General features: G+C 61.4%; 10 protein-coding genes. All 10 read right to left on the reverse strand.

All coding sequences use genetic code 11. The features are described from left to right. Position 1: 1 nt before the first annotated feature. The 10 genes from SK1NUM_RS13285 to SK1NUM_RS13330 are packed head-to-tail and all read right to left on the reverse strand — an operon-like array spanning position 2 to position 18,527. Complete coding sequence (locus tag SK1NUM_RS13285; protein ID WP_212322991.1) at positions 2 to 1,165, reverse strand: acyl-CoA dehydrogenase family protein; 1,164 nt, start codon at positions 1,163 to 1,165, stop codon at positions 2 to 4. Next, on the reverse strand, positions 1,143 to 3,419 hold the full coding sequence (locus SK1NUM_RS13290; RefSeq protein WP_212322996.1) for a beta-ketoacyl [acyl carrier protein] synthase domain-containing protein: 2,277 nt from the start codon (positions 3,417 to 3,419) through the stop codon (positions 1,143 to 1,145). Before SK1NUM_RS13290 ends, SK1NUM_RS13285 begins: the two co-directional genes overlap by 23 nt. After that, positions 3,416 to 6,055, reverse strand: coding sequence for a PEP/pyruvate-binding domain-containing protein (locus SK1NUM_RS13295; protein ID WP_212322999.1), 2,640 nt, complete (start codon positions 6,053 to 6,055; stop codon positions 3,416 to 3,418). Before SK1NUM_RS13295 ends, SK1NUM_RS13290 begins: the two co-directional genes overlap by 4 nt. Continuing rightward, positions 6,052 to 7,080: an SAM-dependent methyltransferase gene (locus tag SK1NUM_RS13300; RefSeq protein WP_212323008.1), complete on the reverse strand. Its 1,029-nt coding sequence runs from the start codon at positions 7,078 to 7,080 to the stop codon at positions 6,052 to 6,054. Before SK1NUM_RS13300 ends, SK1NUM_RS13295 begins: the two co-directional genes overlap by 4 nt. A gap of 14 nt (positions 7,081 to 7,094) precedes the next feature. Next, positions 7,095 to 7,886 (reverse strand): thioesterase II family protein, encoded by a 792-nt coding sequence (locus SK1NUM_RS13305; protein WP_212323011.1) that lies wholly within the window; start codon positions 7,884 to 7,886, stop codon positions 7,095 to 7,097. After that, complete coding sequence (locus tag SK1NUM_RS13310) at positions 7,868 to 15,133, reverse strand: type I polyketide synthase (protein WP_212323028.1); 7,266 nt, start codon at positions 15,131 to 15,133, stop codon at positions 7,868 to 7,870. Before SK1NUM_RS13310 ends, SK1NUM_RS13305 begins: the two co-directional genes overlap by 19 nt. Continuing rightward, on the reverse strand, positions 15,130 to 15,516 hold the full coding sequence (locus SK1NUM_RS15515; protein ID WP_223927616.1) for an AMP-binding enzyme: 387 nt from the start codon (positions 15,514 to 15,516) through the stop codon (positions 15,130 to 15,132). Before SK1NUM_RS15515 ends, SK1NUM_RS13310 begins: the two co-directional genes overlap by 4 nt. After that, entirely contained in the window at positions 15,410 to 16,660 is a 1,251-nt protein-coding gene (locus tag SK1NUM_RS13320; protein WP_223927618.1) for an AMP-binding protein, read from the reverse strand. The genes SK1NUM_RS15515 and SK1NUM_RS13320 overlap by 107 nt, the downstream gene beginning before the upstream one ends. Further along, on the reverse strand, positions 16,660 to 18,258 hold the full coding sequence (locus tag SK1NUM_RS13325) for an aminotransferase class I/II-fold pyridoxal phosphate-dependent enzyme (protein ID WP_212323033.1): 1,599 nt from the start codon (positions 18,256 to 18,258) through the stop codon (positions 16,660 to 16,662). Before SK1NUM_RS13325 ends, SK1NUM_RS13320 begins: the two co-directional genes overlap by 1 nt. A gap of 8 nt (positions 18,259 to 18,266) precedes the next feature. Continuing rightward, positions 18,267 to 18,527, reverse strand: coding sequence for an acyl carrier protein (locus SK1NUM_RS13330; RefSeq protein WP_212323035.1), 261 nt, complete (start codon positions 18,525 to 18,527; stop codon positions 18,267 to 18,269). Positions 18,528 to 18,628 lie beyond the last annotated feature (101 nt).

Consider the following 18,628-nt stretch of genomic DNA (forward strand, 5'->3'; position numbering starts at 1 on the left):
ATCATTTCCCCTTCGCAGAGACGCGCTGGTCACGATGTGCGAAGTCGAGAGCTCTGGCGATGTTGTCGAGCAGGACATCATTCGACCCAGAGAAGACCTGTGCTGGAAGGGCATCACGAACAAGCCTCTGAGCCGAGGAGCCGAATAAGCCCGCGCCCCCCTGAAGACGCGTGCATACAAGCCCCACGTCGAGGGCTGCCCGGCTGACGACCACCTTGGCCATGTCCCCGAGGACAGCAGCGTCGGAAGACTCAGCATCGAGTGCAGTCGCCGCTCTCAGCAAGAGAGACCTCGCCGCCTCCAGGCCTGTCGCAGCCTCCGCGAGGGCATGTCCCACTGCCTGAAGATCGATGAGGCGCTGTCCGAACTGCTCTCTCGACGCCAGATACTCCCTAGCCTCTCTGAGAGCGCGTCGGCACTGGCCCAAATAGAGCCCGTGAAGGCACACACGTTCCCAGGCCATCGCCATGCTGAAAACCGCGCCCCCTGCACCCGCGCCCCCAAGCATGGCCTCTGGACCGACCTGGCAGCCATCCAGCCTCAGATCACCAAGCGGCGCAGAGGGCATGAATGGCTTTTCATAGGAGACGCCACACTCAAACCCAGGGGCGCCTACGGGGACAAGGAACCCTGAGGATGCAAAGAAGGAACGTCCCTGGGCTGTTTTTGCGATGACCAGAATCAGATCGGCCTCAGGAGCGTTTGTGATCATCGCCTTGGCGCCGCTGAGACGCCAGCTGTCGCCGTCGCTCTGTGCCGACGCCTTGCCACCCATGGCATCGGAACCGGCTTCTGGTTCTGTCACCGCGAAAGCCCCGATAAGAGAACCCTCAACGAGTCCGGGAAGCCATCTCTCCCGTTGTTGAGAATTTCCAAATGCCGCGAGGGGCCGGACACAGGCGAAATTATGCGCACACATAGCGAAGATGAAGCCTGCATCGTCGCTGTTCTCGCTGAGCGCCTCAATGACTGCCACCGACTCGTAAGCCGAGAGCCCCGCCCCACCATAATCCTTTGGAACACCCAAGCCGGTCAGGCCCAGCTTCCCGGCCTGACGGAAACGAGCACGAAATGTGCCCTGGCTATCAAGCTCACCTCCTGCCTTTTTGGCCCAAGAAAGCAGTCTCTCAAGATCCTCTGAGTCAGAGGCTTTGGGCAGTCTCATCGTTTTTTCCTCCTTCTAACACGACGTGATAATTAATGCCTCCTGTACCGAAGGCACTGACAGCAGTACGACGGATGCATTCCTCCGTTCTCGTGAAGGGCTCTCTCTGCGAGGGCACATAGACGCCTCGTCTCCTCAAGCGTTGGCGGTCCACGTCCGTGAGTCCATGGCTACTCGGGAACATTCCACTGCCAGCAGCCGCCTCAGCACGGAGAAGCCCCGCCATCCCGGCAGCCGAGAAAGCGTGTCCGATGTAGGACTTCACCGATCCGATGCACAGCTCCCCGGGTCCGTAGACAGCGGCCAGCGAGTCGAGTTCAACGGTGTCGCCACGCACAGTTCCGGTCCCATGCGCCTCGATATATCCGACGGTTGAGGCCTTCACACCAGCTTCCACAAGCGCCGCTCTCATGGCGGCCTTCTGGCCCTCCACATCCGGGGCCAGCATGGATCGCGCATCACACGAGCCCCCCACTCCGAGCACCCTGACGGCATCACCACTGAGCTCTTCATCCGGCAGCAGGAGCACCGCCCCCGCCCCGTCACCAGGAAGAAACCCGTCGGCGGCCTCGGAGAACGGCGTCATAGCAGTCCGACTCAGCATCCCCAGCTCGGAGCAGAGGACGAGGTCCCGTGCCCACGCTGGAAAGTCAACCCCACACACCAGCACATATCCGACCTCACCTGCGCGCAGAGCCCGGGCAGCAACGTCAAGAGCGGCAAGGCTTGAGGCGCAGGCCGCCTCGACTGCGAGCGGCACGGCCGCAAGTCCCAGCCCATCGGCGACGAACGCAGCAACCGAGCCAGAGGAACGCGCATCGATCGAATGCGCTGTGCAGGCGCCGCTTTCCAGGGATTCCGCCAACAGACGACGGCGGAGACGAAGCGAGATCTCTGCTTCCCCGCCGAGCGCATTACCCAGCCGCTCAAACATCCCGTCGGCCTCATCCGATCCGAGGCTGCTCAGTCGGCCATGCGGAACACCAATCGGCATTCCGACGACGACCATGCCGTTGCGACCCGAAAGATCAACCCCCGCATTGTCAACGGCCTCACGGCACACATGCAAGGCAAGGAGATGCATGGGCCCCAGCGCACGTGCCCGGGCAGGCTGAAGCGCGAATCCTCCGACTGGGATATCCTGTGGGCACACAGCAGCACCGAGTGCGCAATAGGAACGGCCCACTCGCATATTCCCCTCGGAGCGCAACTGCCGAGGAAGACGATTACCCAGGTCCGCGAACAAAGGCTCACAGATCCGGTCGAATGCCTTCCGCCCCTGAGCGCTCGCAAACCACGCGCCCGCTCCGGCAATCGCAACGCCACGTCCCGCGCGGTCTTCGGGAGCATCGACGTCACAGGCGCCGCCCGCGACATGCACCACAGCAGCCGCTCCGCTCACCGAGGTCACCACGACCTCACGCTCGGCTTCCCCCTCACCACATTCATCGAGCGTGTTCATCACGCTGAGCGCCAGGTCTGTAACCCGCACAGGCCCGGAGAAACGGCATCGGACATCACTTCCACCAAGAAGCTCACGGCTCTCTTCCTCATCGGGGTAGCGGTGAGGTCCTGCACATGGCCGTCGCCGAATGCGCGCCCCGAGAACTCGCGGAAGGACATCGTGTGGTTTCGCATTCCTGACGAGCATCGCCACGGCCTGACCCTCCCGAGGAACTCCCGGATCCATGCAGGTCTTCTGCGACCATGCCCGCATATCAGAGGCATTATCAGGCTCATCCACAAACACCAGCAAGAGAGCGGTGACGCAGTTCTCGAGCAGCAGAAGGGCGTGGGAAAACACTGCCGCCACGGTGGTCTCGTGCGCATCAAGGGCGAGAACACGACCACGAAGACGAAATGCCACAGCGAGACGCGCCGGTATGCTGCTCGCCATCTCCCCAATCTTGTCTTGGGGCCCACTGCCGAATGCCTCAAGCACAGCATCAACGGCCTCATCGGGGTTCACCCCCTCATCGGACCAGAGCCTGGAGGCGCTGCAGGCGATGCGCATCGCATTACGCCGCTGAATTGCAGTACTGCCTGTGAGACCGACAAGAACACCAGTGCTTTCCCCGTCGTATCCCTCAGAGCGGCTGAGGCATTCCTCCGCAGCTCGCAGAGACAGGATCTGTGCCCAGGACAGGGAGCTCCGATAACTCACAGGAATACGACAGCGCCGGAGCAACGCGTCGATGTCTCCAACGTCAGAGTCGGAGCACACGGCCGAGCTGGTCACAACAAGTGCGTTCACGGCTGGCTTTCGTCTCTGCCCAGAATCCGCACAGTGCCTTGGGAGCCATCCACACGCACCCAATCACCGGTGCGAATCTGTGAGGTTCCATACCGGGTATTCACGACGGAGGGAATGCGCAGCTCTCGCGCGACGATAGACGAGTGTGAAAGCAGGGAACCGGTATCAGCCACAACTCCCGCGGCCATGGCAAACAGCGGAGTCCATGATGCATCTGTGAATGTGGTGACCAGGACCTCCCCAGACTGCATCTCTCCAGCCTGGGATGCGACATCGACGATGACGCGTGCCCGGCCTTCGACGATCCCAGCGCTCGTGCCCAAACCGGTCAGCAGAGCTTCATCACTCCCATCAGAGTTCGAGGTCTTCTCGGGGATGCTTCCATTCCAGGTGCCGATGATCGTCAACGGAGGCTCAGGCCCGCAAAGGTTGCGGTCATGCTCCTCACGTCCCCGTTCAACTGCCTCCCTGGAAAAGAACTTCTCCCATGCCAGTCCGCCTGCCAGGCAGCGTCGGAAATCCTCAAAATCGAGCAGCCACGCTTCCTCCGCAGAACGCAGCAGTCCATCCGCCACTGCACGCCGGGCGCATTCGACGACAACGCGACGCACAAGCCAGATTGCCGTCACCATCGGCATGCGCGTCACTTCCCTGAGCCGACTGAATTCGGTGTATGCACGGACGATCGCTCTGAGAATGAAGGCACGGCGATGCGGCAGAGTTGCCAATATGTTGGTGGGATTTCGTCGCTCTGACACGTGAGTTTCCACCGTCTCAAGGAGTCCGGGCTGCGTGAGATAGGCCGACAGCATCGTCAGGACATAGGACGGATCATCAACCCAACGAGGACGTGAGAGCTCCATCTCCTGGCGTCCGCGCGTGCCGTGTTCTCGGAGGAATTGGGCAACATGTGATGCGAGGAAGTCACGCCCTTCCGCACTGTCTGAGAGGGCCGCAAGCCGTCGGGGGGCAGATTCACCCCGAAGAATCCGCGCGACATCTGGAATCTGCTGAGCCACACGCGCGAGAGCCGCAAGATCCCCGGCGGTCCTCACGGTCCGCAACGCGGACATGTCTGATTTCACACCATTGACAAGCTCATCCACAGACGTCTCATTGAGCCAGGCTCTACTGATCCTTTCGAGCACCTGATACACACCAGCCGCGTTGAGGTAGTACGGCATGTACCCGACATGTGTCGTGTGAAAAGCCGCAAGGGCCTCCTCAAGTTTTCTTCCAAGCTGATACCGAGACAACTTGGAAAGATCCTCGTCCTCCGCAGAGCGAAGCGCCTCGAACCGCCACCGATCAAGACGTCGTGCCCGAGCGCGCATGCTGACGAGTTCCCGACATGTCATGAACGCCCAATGAGCTGCCCCTCTCAGAGACTCAACGGCTCCGGGACGCTCCCCAAAAGGATTGCTGTATGTCTCCGCAGCCGTCTCCTCGCTGCGGAAACGCTCTGTGAAACCCGCTTGATTCCGTGAAGCAGGCGACTGCTGAAGCAGTCGTGCGGTGTAAGAGATGTTGAGATACACATACCCGCGCAAATATCCCATGTGCAATTCAGCACGTCCGCCATCCGCAATTCCGGTGGAACGCACACAATCAACATGAACCTGGTACTGGTAGTGCCTAGCAAATCCGAGGCCCATCGGAGTCATCATCCCGTTGAAGATCTCGCCGATATCCATCCGGGACCACATTGTCCCGGCACGCACCGAGGGGATGACATCCACCTCATAGGGTGAGAATTCGCGGGATGAGAGTTCGTCGGGCAACGCGTCAAGCGCAGTGATGCGACGTGCCTGCAGAAGCCGAATCCCTTCCGCTCCGACACAGAATTCAAGATCCACAGGACCGGCAAATCGCTCACAGACCTGCCGTGCGAACATGCACAACTGTTTCCTCTCCTCCTCAGAAAGGCTCGCTTCAAGACGCCGATCCCGGGAGACAGCAACCGTTGTCGGCCCCTCACCGGGCCGGATCATGATCTTGTCAGGCTTATCCCCTATCTCAGCCCTCAGCGTTCTTCCGCTCTTCACATCAAGTCGGAACCTGTCGACTGCGACACGCGCCTGGACGACACCCTCACCCGCACCCCAACTCGACTCCACCACCGACTCCCCGCTCTCAGGCGCTAGGGGATCCACCGTGAAGAAAACTCCTGAGGTGCGCGCATCCACCATTTCCTGGACGATCACAGCCATACTCGCCGATTCTCGGGTGCCACCGTAATAGGCTTCAGCCCTGTCCGAGAGGCCAGAGGCAAGGCAGCTCGTAATCGCTGTGAGGAGCCCCTCCTCAGTGTTCACCCCCAGGACAGTCTCATAAACACCCGCTGCAGAGCTGGATTCCCCATCCTCAAGCAGAGCAGAGCTGCGCACTGCGACAACCGGGCTCCCGAGACGGCGGTAGGCTTCGCGGATGAGTGCCCTTCCCTCCTCGTCAAGCCCTCGGTCAAGAAGCCCACTTGTGACGCAGAAGCCCCGCGGAACGGGCAGCCCCCAGGCAGCGAGTGAGTCAAGACTCGCCCCCTTGCCGCCCAATTGCTCGCGACGCGCGGGCAGCTGGCCGCCCTCGCCGAGCTTGACGACGCCCCCACGAACCGTGGTGCATGTCATCTGCCCCGTCACAGTGCCGCCTCTTCCCGACAGGCAGTGAACGCGATGAGGGAGAAACCTGGCAGTGGACGTGTGCAGGCAACGTCACCGAACCCGGCCTGCTGGAGTGCCTCCCGCAGCTCCTCCTCAGAGGGCAGTCCCGAGGCGACAGCGGAGCAACGGAACCACAGGTCAAGGGCGGAGACGGCGGTGACGCGTCCGGGCACGGATGTCGTGAGAAGGAGACGACCTCCCGGCTCAAGCAGCTGCGCGCAGTGCCTCAGCAGATCGACACGTTCTTTCTGGGGGAAATAGTAGATGAGGTTATGGAGGGTCACGACATCGAACCGGCGATCTTCCAGGTCGCGGACATCACCGCATTCAGCCGTCACGCTCTCGGAGACTCCCTCACGGACGAACATGTCCCGCATGCGCTCGACGAGCTCCTCCTCAAGTTCGAGGCATGTCACACGCAGGCCTGGTTCCTGTTTCCGGGCGTAAAGCGCGTATTCCCCGTCCCCGGCTCCGACCTCAAGCCACGTTCGCGGCTTGACCTGCTGCACGAGGTGACGCACCACGGATTTCACCAGGGGCTCCACGAGGCGCGTTGAGCGCGCTATGACAGCCGGGTCTTCAAGCGTCAAGGCACCCCCAGAAACGGCAAGCCGAGGAGCAACAAGGATCGCCTCACAGTGGTACAAGACGACCTCAAGCAACCCCGCCGGGCCGACCCCACTCACGTCCCTGGCGAGCAGCCGTGCTTCAATTGCGCGTAGCCTGAAGCGCCCCTCGACGTCGCGACGAAGCACTCCAGAAGCAACACCAAAATCAAGCCATGGGGCCACGAGGTCAGGTCGGGTGTCGGCTCCAAGCCGCTGTATCACCTGTTGCGCAGTGAGCGAACGATTTCCCGCGAGAGCCGTCAGCAGACCACAACGAGCGGCCGAGGCAAGGAAAACGGCTCTGTAGTAAGGACCCATCAGACGTGCCTGAACGGCCGCGAGACCCGGCATCCAACTAGCACTGACCATCTTTGCGAAGGTCTTCAGCGCTCCCATTTTTTTACTTCCTCCTAATAGATCTGGTCGGCCCAACAGATGAGCTCGTCAACGACCTCTGAAGCGACGGCGTCGTCGAACAGAAAGAAGTGCGAGCCTGAATACTCACGTCGCGAGAATGGACCCGTCGTGTACCTGGCCCATCGTTTGATCTGCTCACTCGTCGCAACGGAATCCCCACGCCCCGTCAACGCGATGACTGGACAGGAAAGCGGCGCCTCACCCCGCTGTCGTCGACTGCGACAGATCTCAAGATCGGCTTGAAGCAGGGCGATACGCTCTGGGCTCGGGAGCCGAGCTCCAAGGGCCATGAGTTCGGAGCTTCCTCCCAAGGCCTCGGCCGCGATGTCAGCGTCACCACCAATGCCCAACAGGCGAGTCGACTCACCGTATTCCGAGGGAACACGGCTGCCTGAAACAAAGAGGGCCTCAGGCTCCCGGAAGCCCTTGCTTCTGAGGTCGAGAGCAGCCTCATAGGCCAGAAGCGCCCCCATGCTGTGCCCCAACATCATGAATGGCCTTCCGGGTCTTGTTCCAAGGGCTGCCCGCAGAGTTTCGGTGACATCCACAATGGCTGAAGTGATATCCCGGATCACGGGGTCGTGCAGACGCCGTCGCCGTCCGGGTAGATCGAGGGCCACAACCTCACCGTGAGCCTCAAGACGCTCAACCCATGAGTAGAAGACGGAACTCGCGCCTCCAGCATGGTGGAAGAGGACGAAGAGCGGACGGTGGTCACATGTCTTGTCGGCGTTGAGTAGGGATCCCGGCGACGATTTCCGCACTGTCAATGAGACCACCACCACGTTGCAGTTTCGGCAAGAGCACGAGGATACCTCCAAGGTCTGTCAGTCCAGAAGACATCCATCGCCTCGACACCTGCCCGGAATCCTGCCCTGTCTGTGGGCGCAGGCCCCAGGTCCACGGTGAGATGCGAAACAGCCATCTCGCTCGTGAGTGCAAAAAGATCACACAGATACCGACCCCATGTGAGGCCATGGGGATCTGCGATCTCCATGCGGCGGCCATGCGTCGCCTCGGAACCGGCAGCCTGGACGGCGGCGGCTGCCAAGTTGATCGTGCAGACCAACGGAGCGGGTTGGGAGGCCATCTCATCGTCAACGATTCCGGCGTGGGCAAGAGCCGCAGCCGTCACAACAGTTCCACGGCAACCTGGTCCATAGACGGCGTGGGCCGCGAGCACCGTGAGTTCTATACCAAGCGCCTTGGCCTCGGCGAAGAGTACAGCCTCGCCATCTCCTCGCAGCGGCTGCTCTCCCTCATCGTGCGTCGAAAGGCTTGGAGGCAGCGCATCCGACCAGGCGACACGAACCACACGAGAGCCTCGAGCGAGTTGCCTCAACTCGACAGGGCCGACACCGTCCGTGCCGACGCAGTCGAAGACGAGGCCCGGCTGTTCAGCAGCGGGGGTTCCCGCCACCACGAGAAACCCTTTGGCCTGCAAACGCTCAGTGAGCGGACGTCCCACAGCGGAATCAGGATTGGTGACGTAGGCAGTCGCCTGCTCACGTGACACGCAGCAGCTCTCATCGATTCTCGTCATGATCCGTCGACGGGCTTCAAGATCTGGGAACGCTGCCCCATCCCGTGGTAAAGGGACAGCAAGGGATGGAGATGCCTGCGTCCCTGGTCCTGACAGCCGAGTCACTCCTGCAGGAGATCGCCCGCCGAGTAAATCGGCGATGCACCCCACCGCCTCCTCGAGTTCATACTCCTCGTGCTCGGCATTGATGAAGAACCGGATCCGTGCGGCATCACGGGAAACGGCAGGATAGCCGATCGGCATGGCGTTAAAACCACAACGGAACATCTGATTTGAGATGTTGACGGCTTGTGCCCATTCCCCGACGATGACCGGCACAACGGCAGATTCGCGGGAGACGCCTGTGTCGAGCCCGGCCTCTGAGGCAAGCCGACGGAATAGGTCAGCTCGGTCGTGAAGGACCCGCACCCGCTCCGGCTCATTCCGCAGGACGTGGACAGAGGCAAGCGCAGCCGCCGCGTTAGCCGGGGAGGGGCCAGTGCTGAAAAGGTATAGCGGTGCCGAGTAACGCAGATACTCGACCATCTCTCGCGAACCGGCTATGTAACCTCCAAGGCTGCCAAGAGCCTTGCTCAGAGTGCCCATCCAAAGATCAATGGCAGTGCCGCAGACGTTCTGGGCCTCACCTATTCCTCGCCCCGTCTCGCCGATGACCCCGATCGAGTGGGCCTCATCAACCATGAGAAGGGCATCGTGCTTGTCTGCCAAGAGCGCAAGGCCGGGCAGGTCCGGAAGGTCCCCATCCTGGCTGTACGCACCCTCGGCGCATATGAGTGCACGGCGATGCGATCCTCGAAGCTGGGTGAGCAGCCCATCGAGCGACTCCAGATCATTGTGACGGTAGGAACGACGAGTCGCCCCAGACAGAAGTGCTCCCCGCACGCAGCTGTCATGAGACCACTCATCGTGAATGATGAGATCCTCCGCGCCCATGAGATGTGAGACCGTTCCCACATTTGTCGCATGCCCGCCCGCGAAGACGATGGCCGACTCGGTTCCCACGAGCTCGGCGATGGCTGACTCGAGTTCCCGATGAAGTGGCGTCTCCCCGTACAGCAGGGGGGTCGCAGCAGCAGACGTTCCATAAGTCTCGATCGCCTCCACTGCACGACGTCGCACCTCAGGGTGATGCGAGAGCCCGAGGTAGTCAAAACTCGAGAAATTCACCATCGGACGTCCGCCCACAGTGATATGAGCGCCGTTGAACCCCTCGTGGATGCGCTCATAGGGATTTGCAGCTCCATCTGTGGCCTTGGCGAAGCGATCAGCGACTTCACGAGCCTCAGACCAGAGCGCGACATTCCGTCGTGATCCGTGACGGAACATCGTCGTTGCAGGCCTCACGACATCGTTCTCCGACGTGTGGCGCAAATGAGGCTGCGACGCGGTCTCAGGGTTGGCACAGACACTGCCGCCCTCATCAACCTTGCCATTGGGCCCAGCGCCGAGAGCCAGAAGAGCAGTCTTGATCGTCGGATCCCCAGAAAGTTTGTCCATCAGCTGTTCCCGACTGAACGGCCCTCGCTCGGCAAGGGACCGAGCGAGAGCACTGATCATGAGCGAGTCCAGCCCAAGATCGCTATGAAGTCTGTCCTGCATTGCGATCCGATCCTCAGAGAAACCACTCGTCTTTGAGATCTCATGTAGGATGACTGTTCTGTCCAGCCAACGCATGCCCATGGCTTCTCCTCCTTCAGTTCGCGTCGCCCCAGCGACTTTCGCCTGCCGCCCCGCGCTGGAAGCCCGAGTGGCCGATTCTCTGGTGAAGTTCGTGAACACCCGACGGGGGCGACGCGTTGGACGTTTGTTCTCTGGACCCCAGTCGACTTCAAGCCCCGCAGCCTCAGCAGTCGCGAGGGCTCGGAGGAAAGCCTGTGCACCATGCCCAGCATCCAGAAGCGGCACCACGCACGTCGACTCGGGCAAGATGCGCAGTGCGGCGCCTGTCAGGGTCCTGACTCCCAATTCCACAGCCAGGCCCAGACCGCTGCCCCCCGCACAGGCAAGGGCATCCCCAAACCGCACCGGCTGGATGGCGTGCGAGACCCAATAATCCGCACTGATTTCCTCCACAGGCCTGCCCGTGAATGAGGAAATCCAGGTCCGCTCGGGCTGCCGACCAACGAAGTTGGCTCCCACATCACGCAGAACCTCCACAGCCTCTGCGACAGCCGGGGTGTGAAAAGCATGGTTCACCGAGAGTCGCCGCGCAGGAAGTCCCGCCTCGGCAGACAACATCAGAAGGCGTTCTGCCTCCGTCTCCGCCCCCGCGAGCACAACAGCCGACGGTTCGTTGAAAGCAGCGACGCGCCAGGTGGGGCAAGCAGCTAGGATCTCCGCAAGTTCGGACGCAGAGGCTCGGCACGCGATCATGGCTCCTGGGGGCACCGCAGCCATGGCCTCACCCCGAAGCACGGCAAGGTCCATGGCCTCAGCCTCACTGAGCACCCCGGCGAGCACCGCAGCAGTGATCTCACCGGCACTGTGTCCAAGCAAGAGGTTTGGGACGACAGCATGCTGTGCAAGTGCCTCAGCAAGCGCTAGCTGGAGCGCTACGAGTAGCGGCTGCTGCACCTCTGTCCGTCGAAGAGAATCCGGATCCGCGGCAGGGTCCACGAGAAGATCCTTCGCCGCGTGAACGCCACGCACCTCCAGCTCACCGCATAGACGGTCCAGGGCGAGTGCGAAACTCTCACAGTCAGCGTTCAGACCTCCAGCGGCTCCCGGCGAAAGGCTGCCCTGCCCAGGAAGAAGGAACAGCGTCGCGCCCCGCGTCTCTGATCCGATGCTCCACCTGATGGCATCAGGATGCCGTCCGCCGTGGACGGTGGCGCGAAGAGCCTCGCAGGCATTCCCAGGCTCCGAGGCGATGACGACAAGACGCTCACGGCCTCCCGCCATGGCGGGGAGCGGGACGTCCACACCCCGGGATCTGTCCACCTCATCTGCAATCCGTGCCGCCGCGTCACGTAATCCTTGACAGTCCGCAGCCTCAATCCGAAGGGCCCTGGCACTCGGGCGTCTCGCCTCAAGGCCTTCTGGCGGCCCGAGGATCACGTGGCCAAGCGCACCCCCGAACCCGAAGGAGCTGACTGCAACACACGCCAGAACATCCGAGGGGAGCAGGGCAGGCTCATGCGGAAGGATGAGCCCGCTGCCCTCCCATCCGAAATGCTCTGTCGGAGCTTCCACGCCCACAACGGGAGGCACGACCCCACTCTCAATGATGAGGGCTGCCTTGACAATCCCGGCTATCCCAGCTGCTGCTTCAAGATGTCCGATGTTGTTCTTCACCACCCCGAGCAGGAGTGGGGATGACGTCTCTCGCCCCCTGCCATACACCTCCGAGAGAGCCGCGAGTTCTATGGGGTCTCCGAGAGCGGTCCCGGTGCCGTGGGACTCGACGAAGGCGACTTCACTGGATTTCGTCCCGGCGTCCTCAAGAGCGGCACGCAACACCGCGGCCTGGGAGGATGAGGAGGGCGCAGTCAGTCCATTAGTCTTACCCACATGCGAGAGTGCACTTCCCCGTACCGTCGCATACGCTCTCTCACCCGCAGCCTGAGCATCCTGCGATCGACGCAGGAAAAGCGCTGCGACACCCTCGCCACGCACATATCCTGCGGCTCCTTGTGCAAAGCCTCGGGGCCTTCCATCGAGTGCAAGCATCTGACCGTCCTCCAACGCCTCGAAGAAGCGTGGCGACCTCAGGTGGCTGACTCCCACAACGAGGGCAGCATCGCACTCACCGTGACGGACAGACTGCAACGCGAGGTGAAGAGCTGTGAGCGAGGATGAGCACGCGGTGTCCACTGCCATGCTTGGGCCTGTCAGGTTCAGCAGATAAGAAACTCGGTTGGCTGCGACGGCATGGCTCATCCCAGTGGCTTCATAGAGGTCCGGAGGAGCGCCAGATGCTTGGCGTTCAAACGCTGAGTCACTGGACGATATCCCAACGAAGACACCCATCCTTCGTGTGGGGGGTTCCCGCCAGTCGTATCCTGCGTCCTCCAGAGCCTGGCAACAGGCGACAAGGGCCAGCGCATGTTGGGGATCCATCGTCATCGCTTCACGCTCAGAGATCCCGAAGGCCTTGGTATCGAACGCTGCTAGAGGCTCAATCCAGCCTGCGAGACGTCCCGAGAGACCCGTGCGCTCTGCCGGACCGATGCCCGTGGCCCCCTCAAGGAGCATCTTCTCGAAGGCACGTGGCGTATCTGCTCCTGGCAGTCGGCATGAGAGGCCCGTGATGACGACGGGGCCCTCAGGGGGTGTGCTCACGAGAGGTGCTGGGCCGGGGACATCCTGAGCTACTGGGAGGGCCTGGGCCAGTGCAGACACCGTCGGATGATCGAAGACGAATTCGGGATTCATGCGAACCCCTCTGCGCCTCGAGAGGCGCTCACAGAGCATCACGGTCTGCCGCGATCCGATGCCGAGATCCCTCAGCGGGGTCTCTTCGTCGATATGCCCAGGCGCGACCCCTAGAAGCTCACTGAGAATCTTCTTGACCTCGGCGGCGGTATCCTCCACCGAGGAAATCGAGGCGGAGGCAACCATATCGTTCCCAAGCGACCCGAGAACCGGTTCCCGCAGGACCTTGCCGACGTCAAGCCATGGATGCATCGCAGCGTGACAGAGAAGGTCTGCGAAATGGATTCCGAGGTCAGCCAGAGGTGTGTCCGGAGGCAGAGTTGAGGACTTCAGGGACCGCGCATCATCAAGTTGCAGTGCATCCAGGTCCAGGAGGGAGACGGCGTCAATCCTGAGACGCAGGTTTTCAAAGAGCCTCCGGAACTCAGCGCGCCTGATCTTGCCGCTGGTGGTCCGCGGCGATGTCCCCATCGGCACCAACAGAACCGCAAGCGGCGTGACCCCCGTGTGCGAGGCAAGCACTGAACGCATCCGCACAAGCAGCTGCCCAGGATCGGCGGCTCCCCTGCGAACAGGCTCATAGACGACGACGACACGCTCGCGGCCATCGACCATCGTTCCGAAGACCGCCCCATAACCCCGTCGAAGCTCAGGCATCTCCCGCTCGAGGATCTCCTCGACATCTGGCGGGTATATGTTGCGCCCCTCGTCAATGATGAGGTCCTTCACCCGGCCGGTTAAAAAGAGGTCGCCGTCTAGGATGAACCCAAGGTCTCCTGTGCGAAGGTATTCCTCGCCCTCGTCATCTGCGAGGTGCGCTCTGAAAATCTCCGCGCTCTGTTCCACGCGCCCTCGGTAGCCTCGTGCAACGCCAGGACCTGCGACCCACACCTCGCCGACGCGCCCTTCCTGAAGCTGGACGCGTGATTCGGGGTCGACGATGCGGATGTTCGTGTTCCGTGCGGGATGCCCACAGCCGACCATAACAACCCCGCCTGCATGCTCCGCCTTGACCGCTCGTCCTTCAGCTAGGGCCTCACGATCGAGTTCGACGACCAGAAGGTCCCTATCCGCAGGCGAGGCCGTCACCATGAGTGTCGCCTCGGCAAGGCCATAGGCAGGAGCCAGTGCCTCACGACGGAAACCAGCAGGCTTGGCGAACTCGGCGAAACGCTCCAGAGATGCTGCACGGACCGGTTCAGCCCCGTTGACAGCACGATGCCAGCAGCTGAGGTCGAACCCGGCGATGTCCTCCGACCCAAGCCTTGTGACGATGTAGTCAAAAGCGAAATTAGGGGCGAATGTCGTCGTGACGCGTCCCTCCGAAATTGCTCGAAGCCAGAGCGCAGGCCTTCGGATGAAGGTCGTCGGCGCCATGTGCCAGGACGTCAAACCGCCGAAGATGGGCAGAAGAATGCCTCCGATGAGTCCCATGTCGTGATATGGCGGGAGCCATGATGCAACGGCGCTGGCTTCATTGTGCTCAAACGCAAGATGCATCGCGGTGAGGTTTTCAAGAAGGTTGCGATGGGTCACCTCCACGCCATGCGGATCTCCCGTCGAACCTGATGTGTACTGCAAGAAGGCAACAGAATCCCTGACCTGACGAGAGATCGGAGGCGGCTCATCTGCGAGTGGAGCTGCGGCAACGTCAACCCATGTGAGCCGAGCGGGCAGACCTGGCAACTCTGGCAGGCACTGAGCTTCGCCACTGTCTGAAGGATTTACCAAAGCAATCTGAGCCTCGCAATCCTCAACGATGCTCCCAAGCCGCTCAAGTGACGAGCTGATGTTGCGTGTGTCGAGTGGATAGGCAGGAACTGCCACCATACCTGCGTACAGACAACCCATGAACGACGCGATATAGTCGATGCCGGGTGGCAGAAGCAACAGGACTCGCTCCCCGGCACCACCCGCTTCAAGGATGCGATGCGCGATGCCCCACGCTCGGCGCCGAAGTCCAGCGGCATCGATGGTCTGGGCTCCGCCCATCGAGTTGAGGAAGCACACAGCCGTCTTGTCGGGGGTTTGCTCCGCGAAACGGTCGAGCAGGTCCGGGACTGTTCCTGCGAGGCGATCCGCAAGCGCGGCATCGAGATCAGTGGGCTGCATCATCGCACCAGCCCTCCAAGCTCCGAGAGCACCGCTACAACTCCTTGATGATCGATCTTTCCGTTGCTGTTCCTGGGAAGTCTCTCAAGGTTCCAGACCCGCTGCGGGATCATGTGCCTGGGCAGCAGCCCTGCACAGTGTCTCTTGAGACCCAAAGCTGGAACGGGACGCCCTCCCACGCCGACGATCGCAGCCACGAGAAGTGTCCGCCCCCCAATATCAATTGCCTCGACAGCCGCGTCCAGAACTCCGGGGGTCGACGAGACGGCTTCCTCGACCTCAGCCAGTTCGACGCGGTGCCCCCCCCGCCTGAATTTGCCGGTCCGCCCGACCACGAAAGATGATGTCCCCGCGTTCGTCGTACTCACCGAGATCTCCCGTCGCATAGCTCCGTCGCCCTGCCGCATCGAGGACTGGACGATCCGGCTGTCCCCAGTAACCTGGTGAGACGCAGGCCCCTGTAATGACGATCTCGCCGACGAGGCCGGTCTTTGAGACCTGCTCACCGGATTCGTCCATGATCTCGACGCGGACCCCGTCAACAGGTTTGCCCAGGAAAAGCTGCCCGGAACGCTGGAGAACATCCCCTGCATTCGAGACTGCTGCTATGCACACATTCGTCTCAGTTGGCCCGTAGAGGTTGCCGAGGACGACTTCACCCGGCAACCGCAGGGCAAGCTCCCGCAACCGTTCCGGTGCGTAGACCTCACCCGCGAAAAGTATGCTCCTCAGAGAGGAGCCGCCCTCTCGGGGAAACTCGGTCCGGCTTACGAGGATGTCAAGCGCGGAAGGCACGGAATACCAGATTGTGGGATGCCAGCGCCGCAGCAACGCCTCGGTCGCGAGAGGATCCGCACGCAACTGGTCGGGGATGGGAAGCATCGCGGCCCCGGCGGCCAGTGCAACGAAAATGTCGTGTGTGCTGAGATCAAACGCAACCGATGCATGCGCGGCAAACCGATCCTCACAGGTCGGTGTGAAAGTGCGCAAACACCAGCGGATGAAAGAGCTGATATTACGGTGCGTGAGCCGGACGCCCTTGGGATACCCCGTCGACCCGGAGGTGTAGAGGATTGCGGCAAGATCCTCAGGTCGCAACTCCGGTTCAGGCGTCACAAGCCTTTGGGCGTCGGCTCCACACGGCTCAACGACATTCGCCGCCCACCGAGCCCCCAGTGATCCTGCAAGGTGGGGGGTCGTGATGATGACCTTTGGCTCCGCGTCGACGAAGATGGCCTCGACGCGCGTTGGGGGATGGGTTGCATCCGCAGGTACATAACACGCCCCGGAACGCAGCACCCCCAGGATGCTCGAGATGCATGCGCTCCCCTTGGGAAGCCAGACGGCCACCCGGTCTCCGACGCCCACACCCAACGACGTGAGATGGCCCGCAGTCGATGACGCTCGAGCCCACAGCTCCGCATAGTCACATCCATCCTCGCCAAGGATGGCGGGCCTGGAGGCAACATCTCGCGTGGGGGGAAGAATGAGCAGAAGTTCACGCTCAAGGCCGCCGAGAAGGCCGTTCATCAGCGTCCATCCCGTCTGAAACCGATGACATCCGCGGCATCTCTCACGATGTCTGCCGCCTCATCCAGATCTCGGGACACGTGGTCTGCAGTGACGCTGATGCGGAGCCGCGCCTGTCCCAGTGGGACTCCGGGAAAGACGACGGTCTGGCAGAACATCCCGCGACGCCTGACCTCCCGTCCGAGGGCGAGGGCCGTGGGCTCATCGCCCACGACGACCGGGAGGATGGCACTTTCTGTCCGCTCAAGATCGAATCCATCGCTGATGAGTCGTGAACGCAGACGGCGAATGTTTTGCCATAGCCGTCCCAATCTGCCTGGCTCAGCCTGGAGTATCTCGAGCGAGACGATGAGGCCTGCCACAACAGGGGCTGGAAGCGTCGCGGCAAAAACATAGGAGTCGGCGTAGTAGCGGAGGTACTCGATCACGTCACCATCTCCAGCAACAAAGCCGCCGATGCCAGCAAGGGCCTTGCTCATAGTTCCCAATTCCAGATCAGGTGCGCCCTTCAACCCGAAGTGCTCTGCGGTGCCCGCGCCGGTGCCGCCAAGAACGCCTGTGGCGTGGGCATCATCGACGAGCAGTCGTGCGCCGTATCGCCTCGTCATCTCCACAAGCACTGGGAGCGGACAAATATCACCATGCATGCTGAAGACACCGTCGACAGCGACGAGAACGCCCCCTGGTCGAGCGGCTGCCTCACGCAGACGTCGCTCAAGCGACTCCACATCGTTGTGGGCAAACGCCATCCTTCGGGCTCCAGAAAGCCTCGCCCCGTCTGTGATGGACATGTGGTTGAGAGAGTCAACAAGGACATGGTCCCCAGGGCCTGCTAGAGCTGAGATCGCCCCCAGATTTGCCGCATAACCTCCGGGAAAGACAATGCAGGCTTCGCGCCCCTTGAATTCGGCAAGTCTGCGCTCAAGTTCGAGATGAAGCTTTGTGGTGCCCCCGATGATGCGGCACCCCGTGTTTGTCGCTCCATAGACGCCTGCCGCCTCAGCGATGGCTTCGGACACCCGGGGGTCGTTGGCGAGGCCAAGGTAGTTGTTTGACGAGAATAGAAGATATTCGCGATCACACCCGGCCTGCATGTCGTGGTAAATTCCGCGCCCACGGAGCCGCCCTGAGGAGGGCATCCCATACCAATAGAGCTGTTGCTCCTCCATGGTGCGACGATGCTCGGCGAAACGAGCGGCCTTAGCGAAAAGGTCATGGGCGCCATCTGGACCAAAGTCTTTCATCGTGACTGCCGTCGAGAGCTTTTCAGCTTCCTCGGTCAAGTCGGCATGATCGAGCCTGAGATCATCCTCCAGAGCTGCTTGTCCAGCTACCTCATCGGGGTCAACGCACGCAGCGGGTTCCACGACATCAATGGTTTGGACTTCCTCAAGGATGTCACCAACGGTCTTCACATCCCGCCTAAGGTGGGCACCCACGGCGTCCCTTTCGATCTCGATGAGCACAGCCTCGAGAAGCACCGAGTCAATGCCCAAGTCGTCTTCCAACAGGAAGTCCCGAGAAAGTTCCTCAGAACTGTAGCCCGTGTGACGGGTGAGGACGCGATAGACGGCTGTTTCACCGACCCCAGAGTCCATTGCCAGACTCATCGGTTCTCTTCCTCTCCCTCAAGGATGATGTCCCGAATCCTTCTCACTGTGCTGAAGTTCTCGGGAACGACCCTGGTGAGGGGAACGGCCTTCCCAAAGCGGTCGTGGATGAATCTCACCACGCTGAGGATCTCGACCGAGTCGAGAATATTAAGTTCAAGAAGAGGAGTTTCAGGAGTCAGCCCGTCTTTATCCCCATCAAGATAGGTTTCAACGAGATGGTCAATGAGTGCGGTCTCGACCATTTCCACGTCCACGTGCCTTGCCTCCTCATGCTTACAGATACGGCGCCATGCCGTCGTATTCTTCTGAGACTTCAGACTTGCAGACCTCTCTGACAGAGGGAGCCACAAGCAGC

The organism is Arachnia rubra (genome assembly GCF_019973735.1).
Classification (GTDB): domain Bacteria; phylum Actinomycetota; class Actinomycetes; order Propionibacteriales; family Propionibacteriaceae; genus Arachnia; species Arachnia rubra.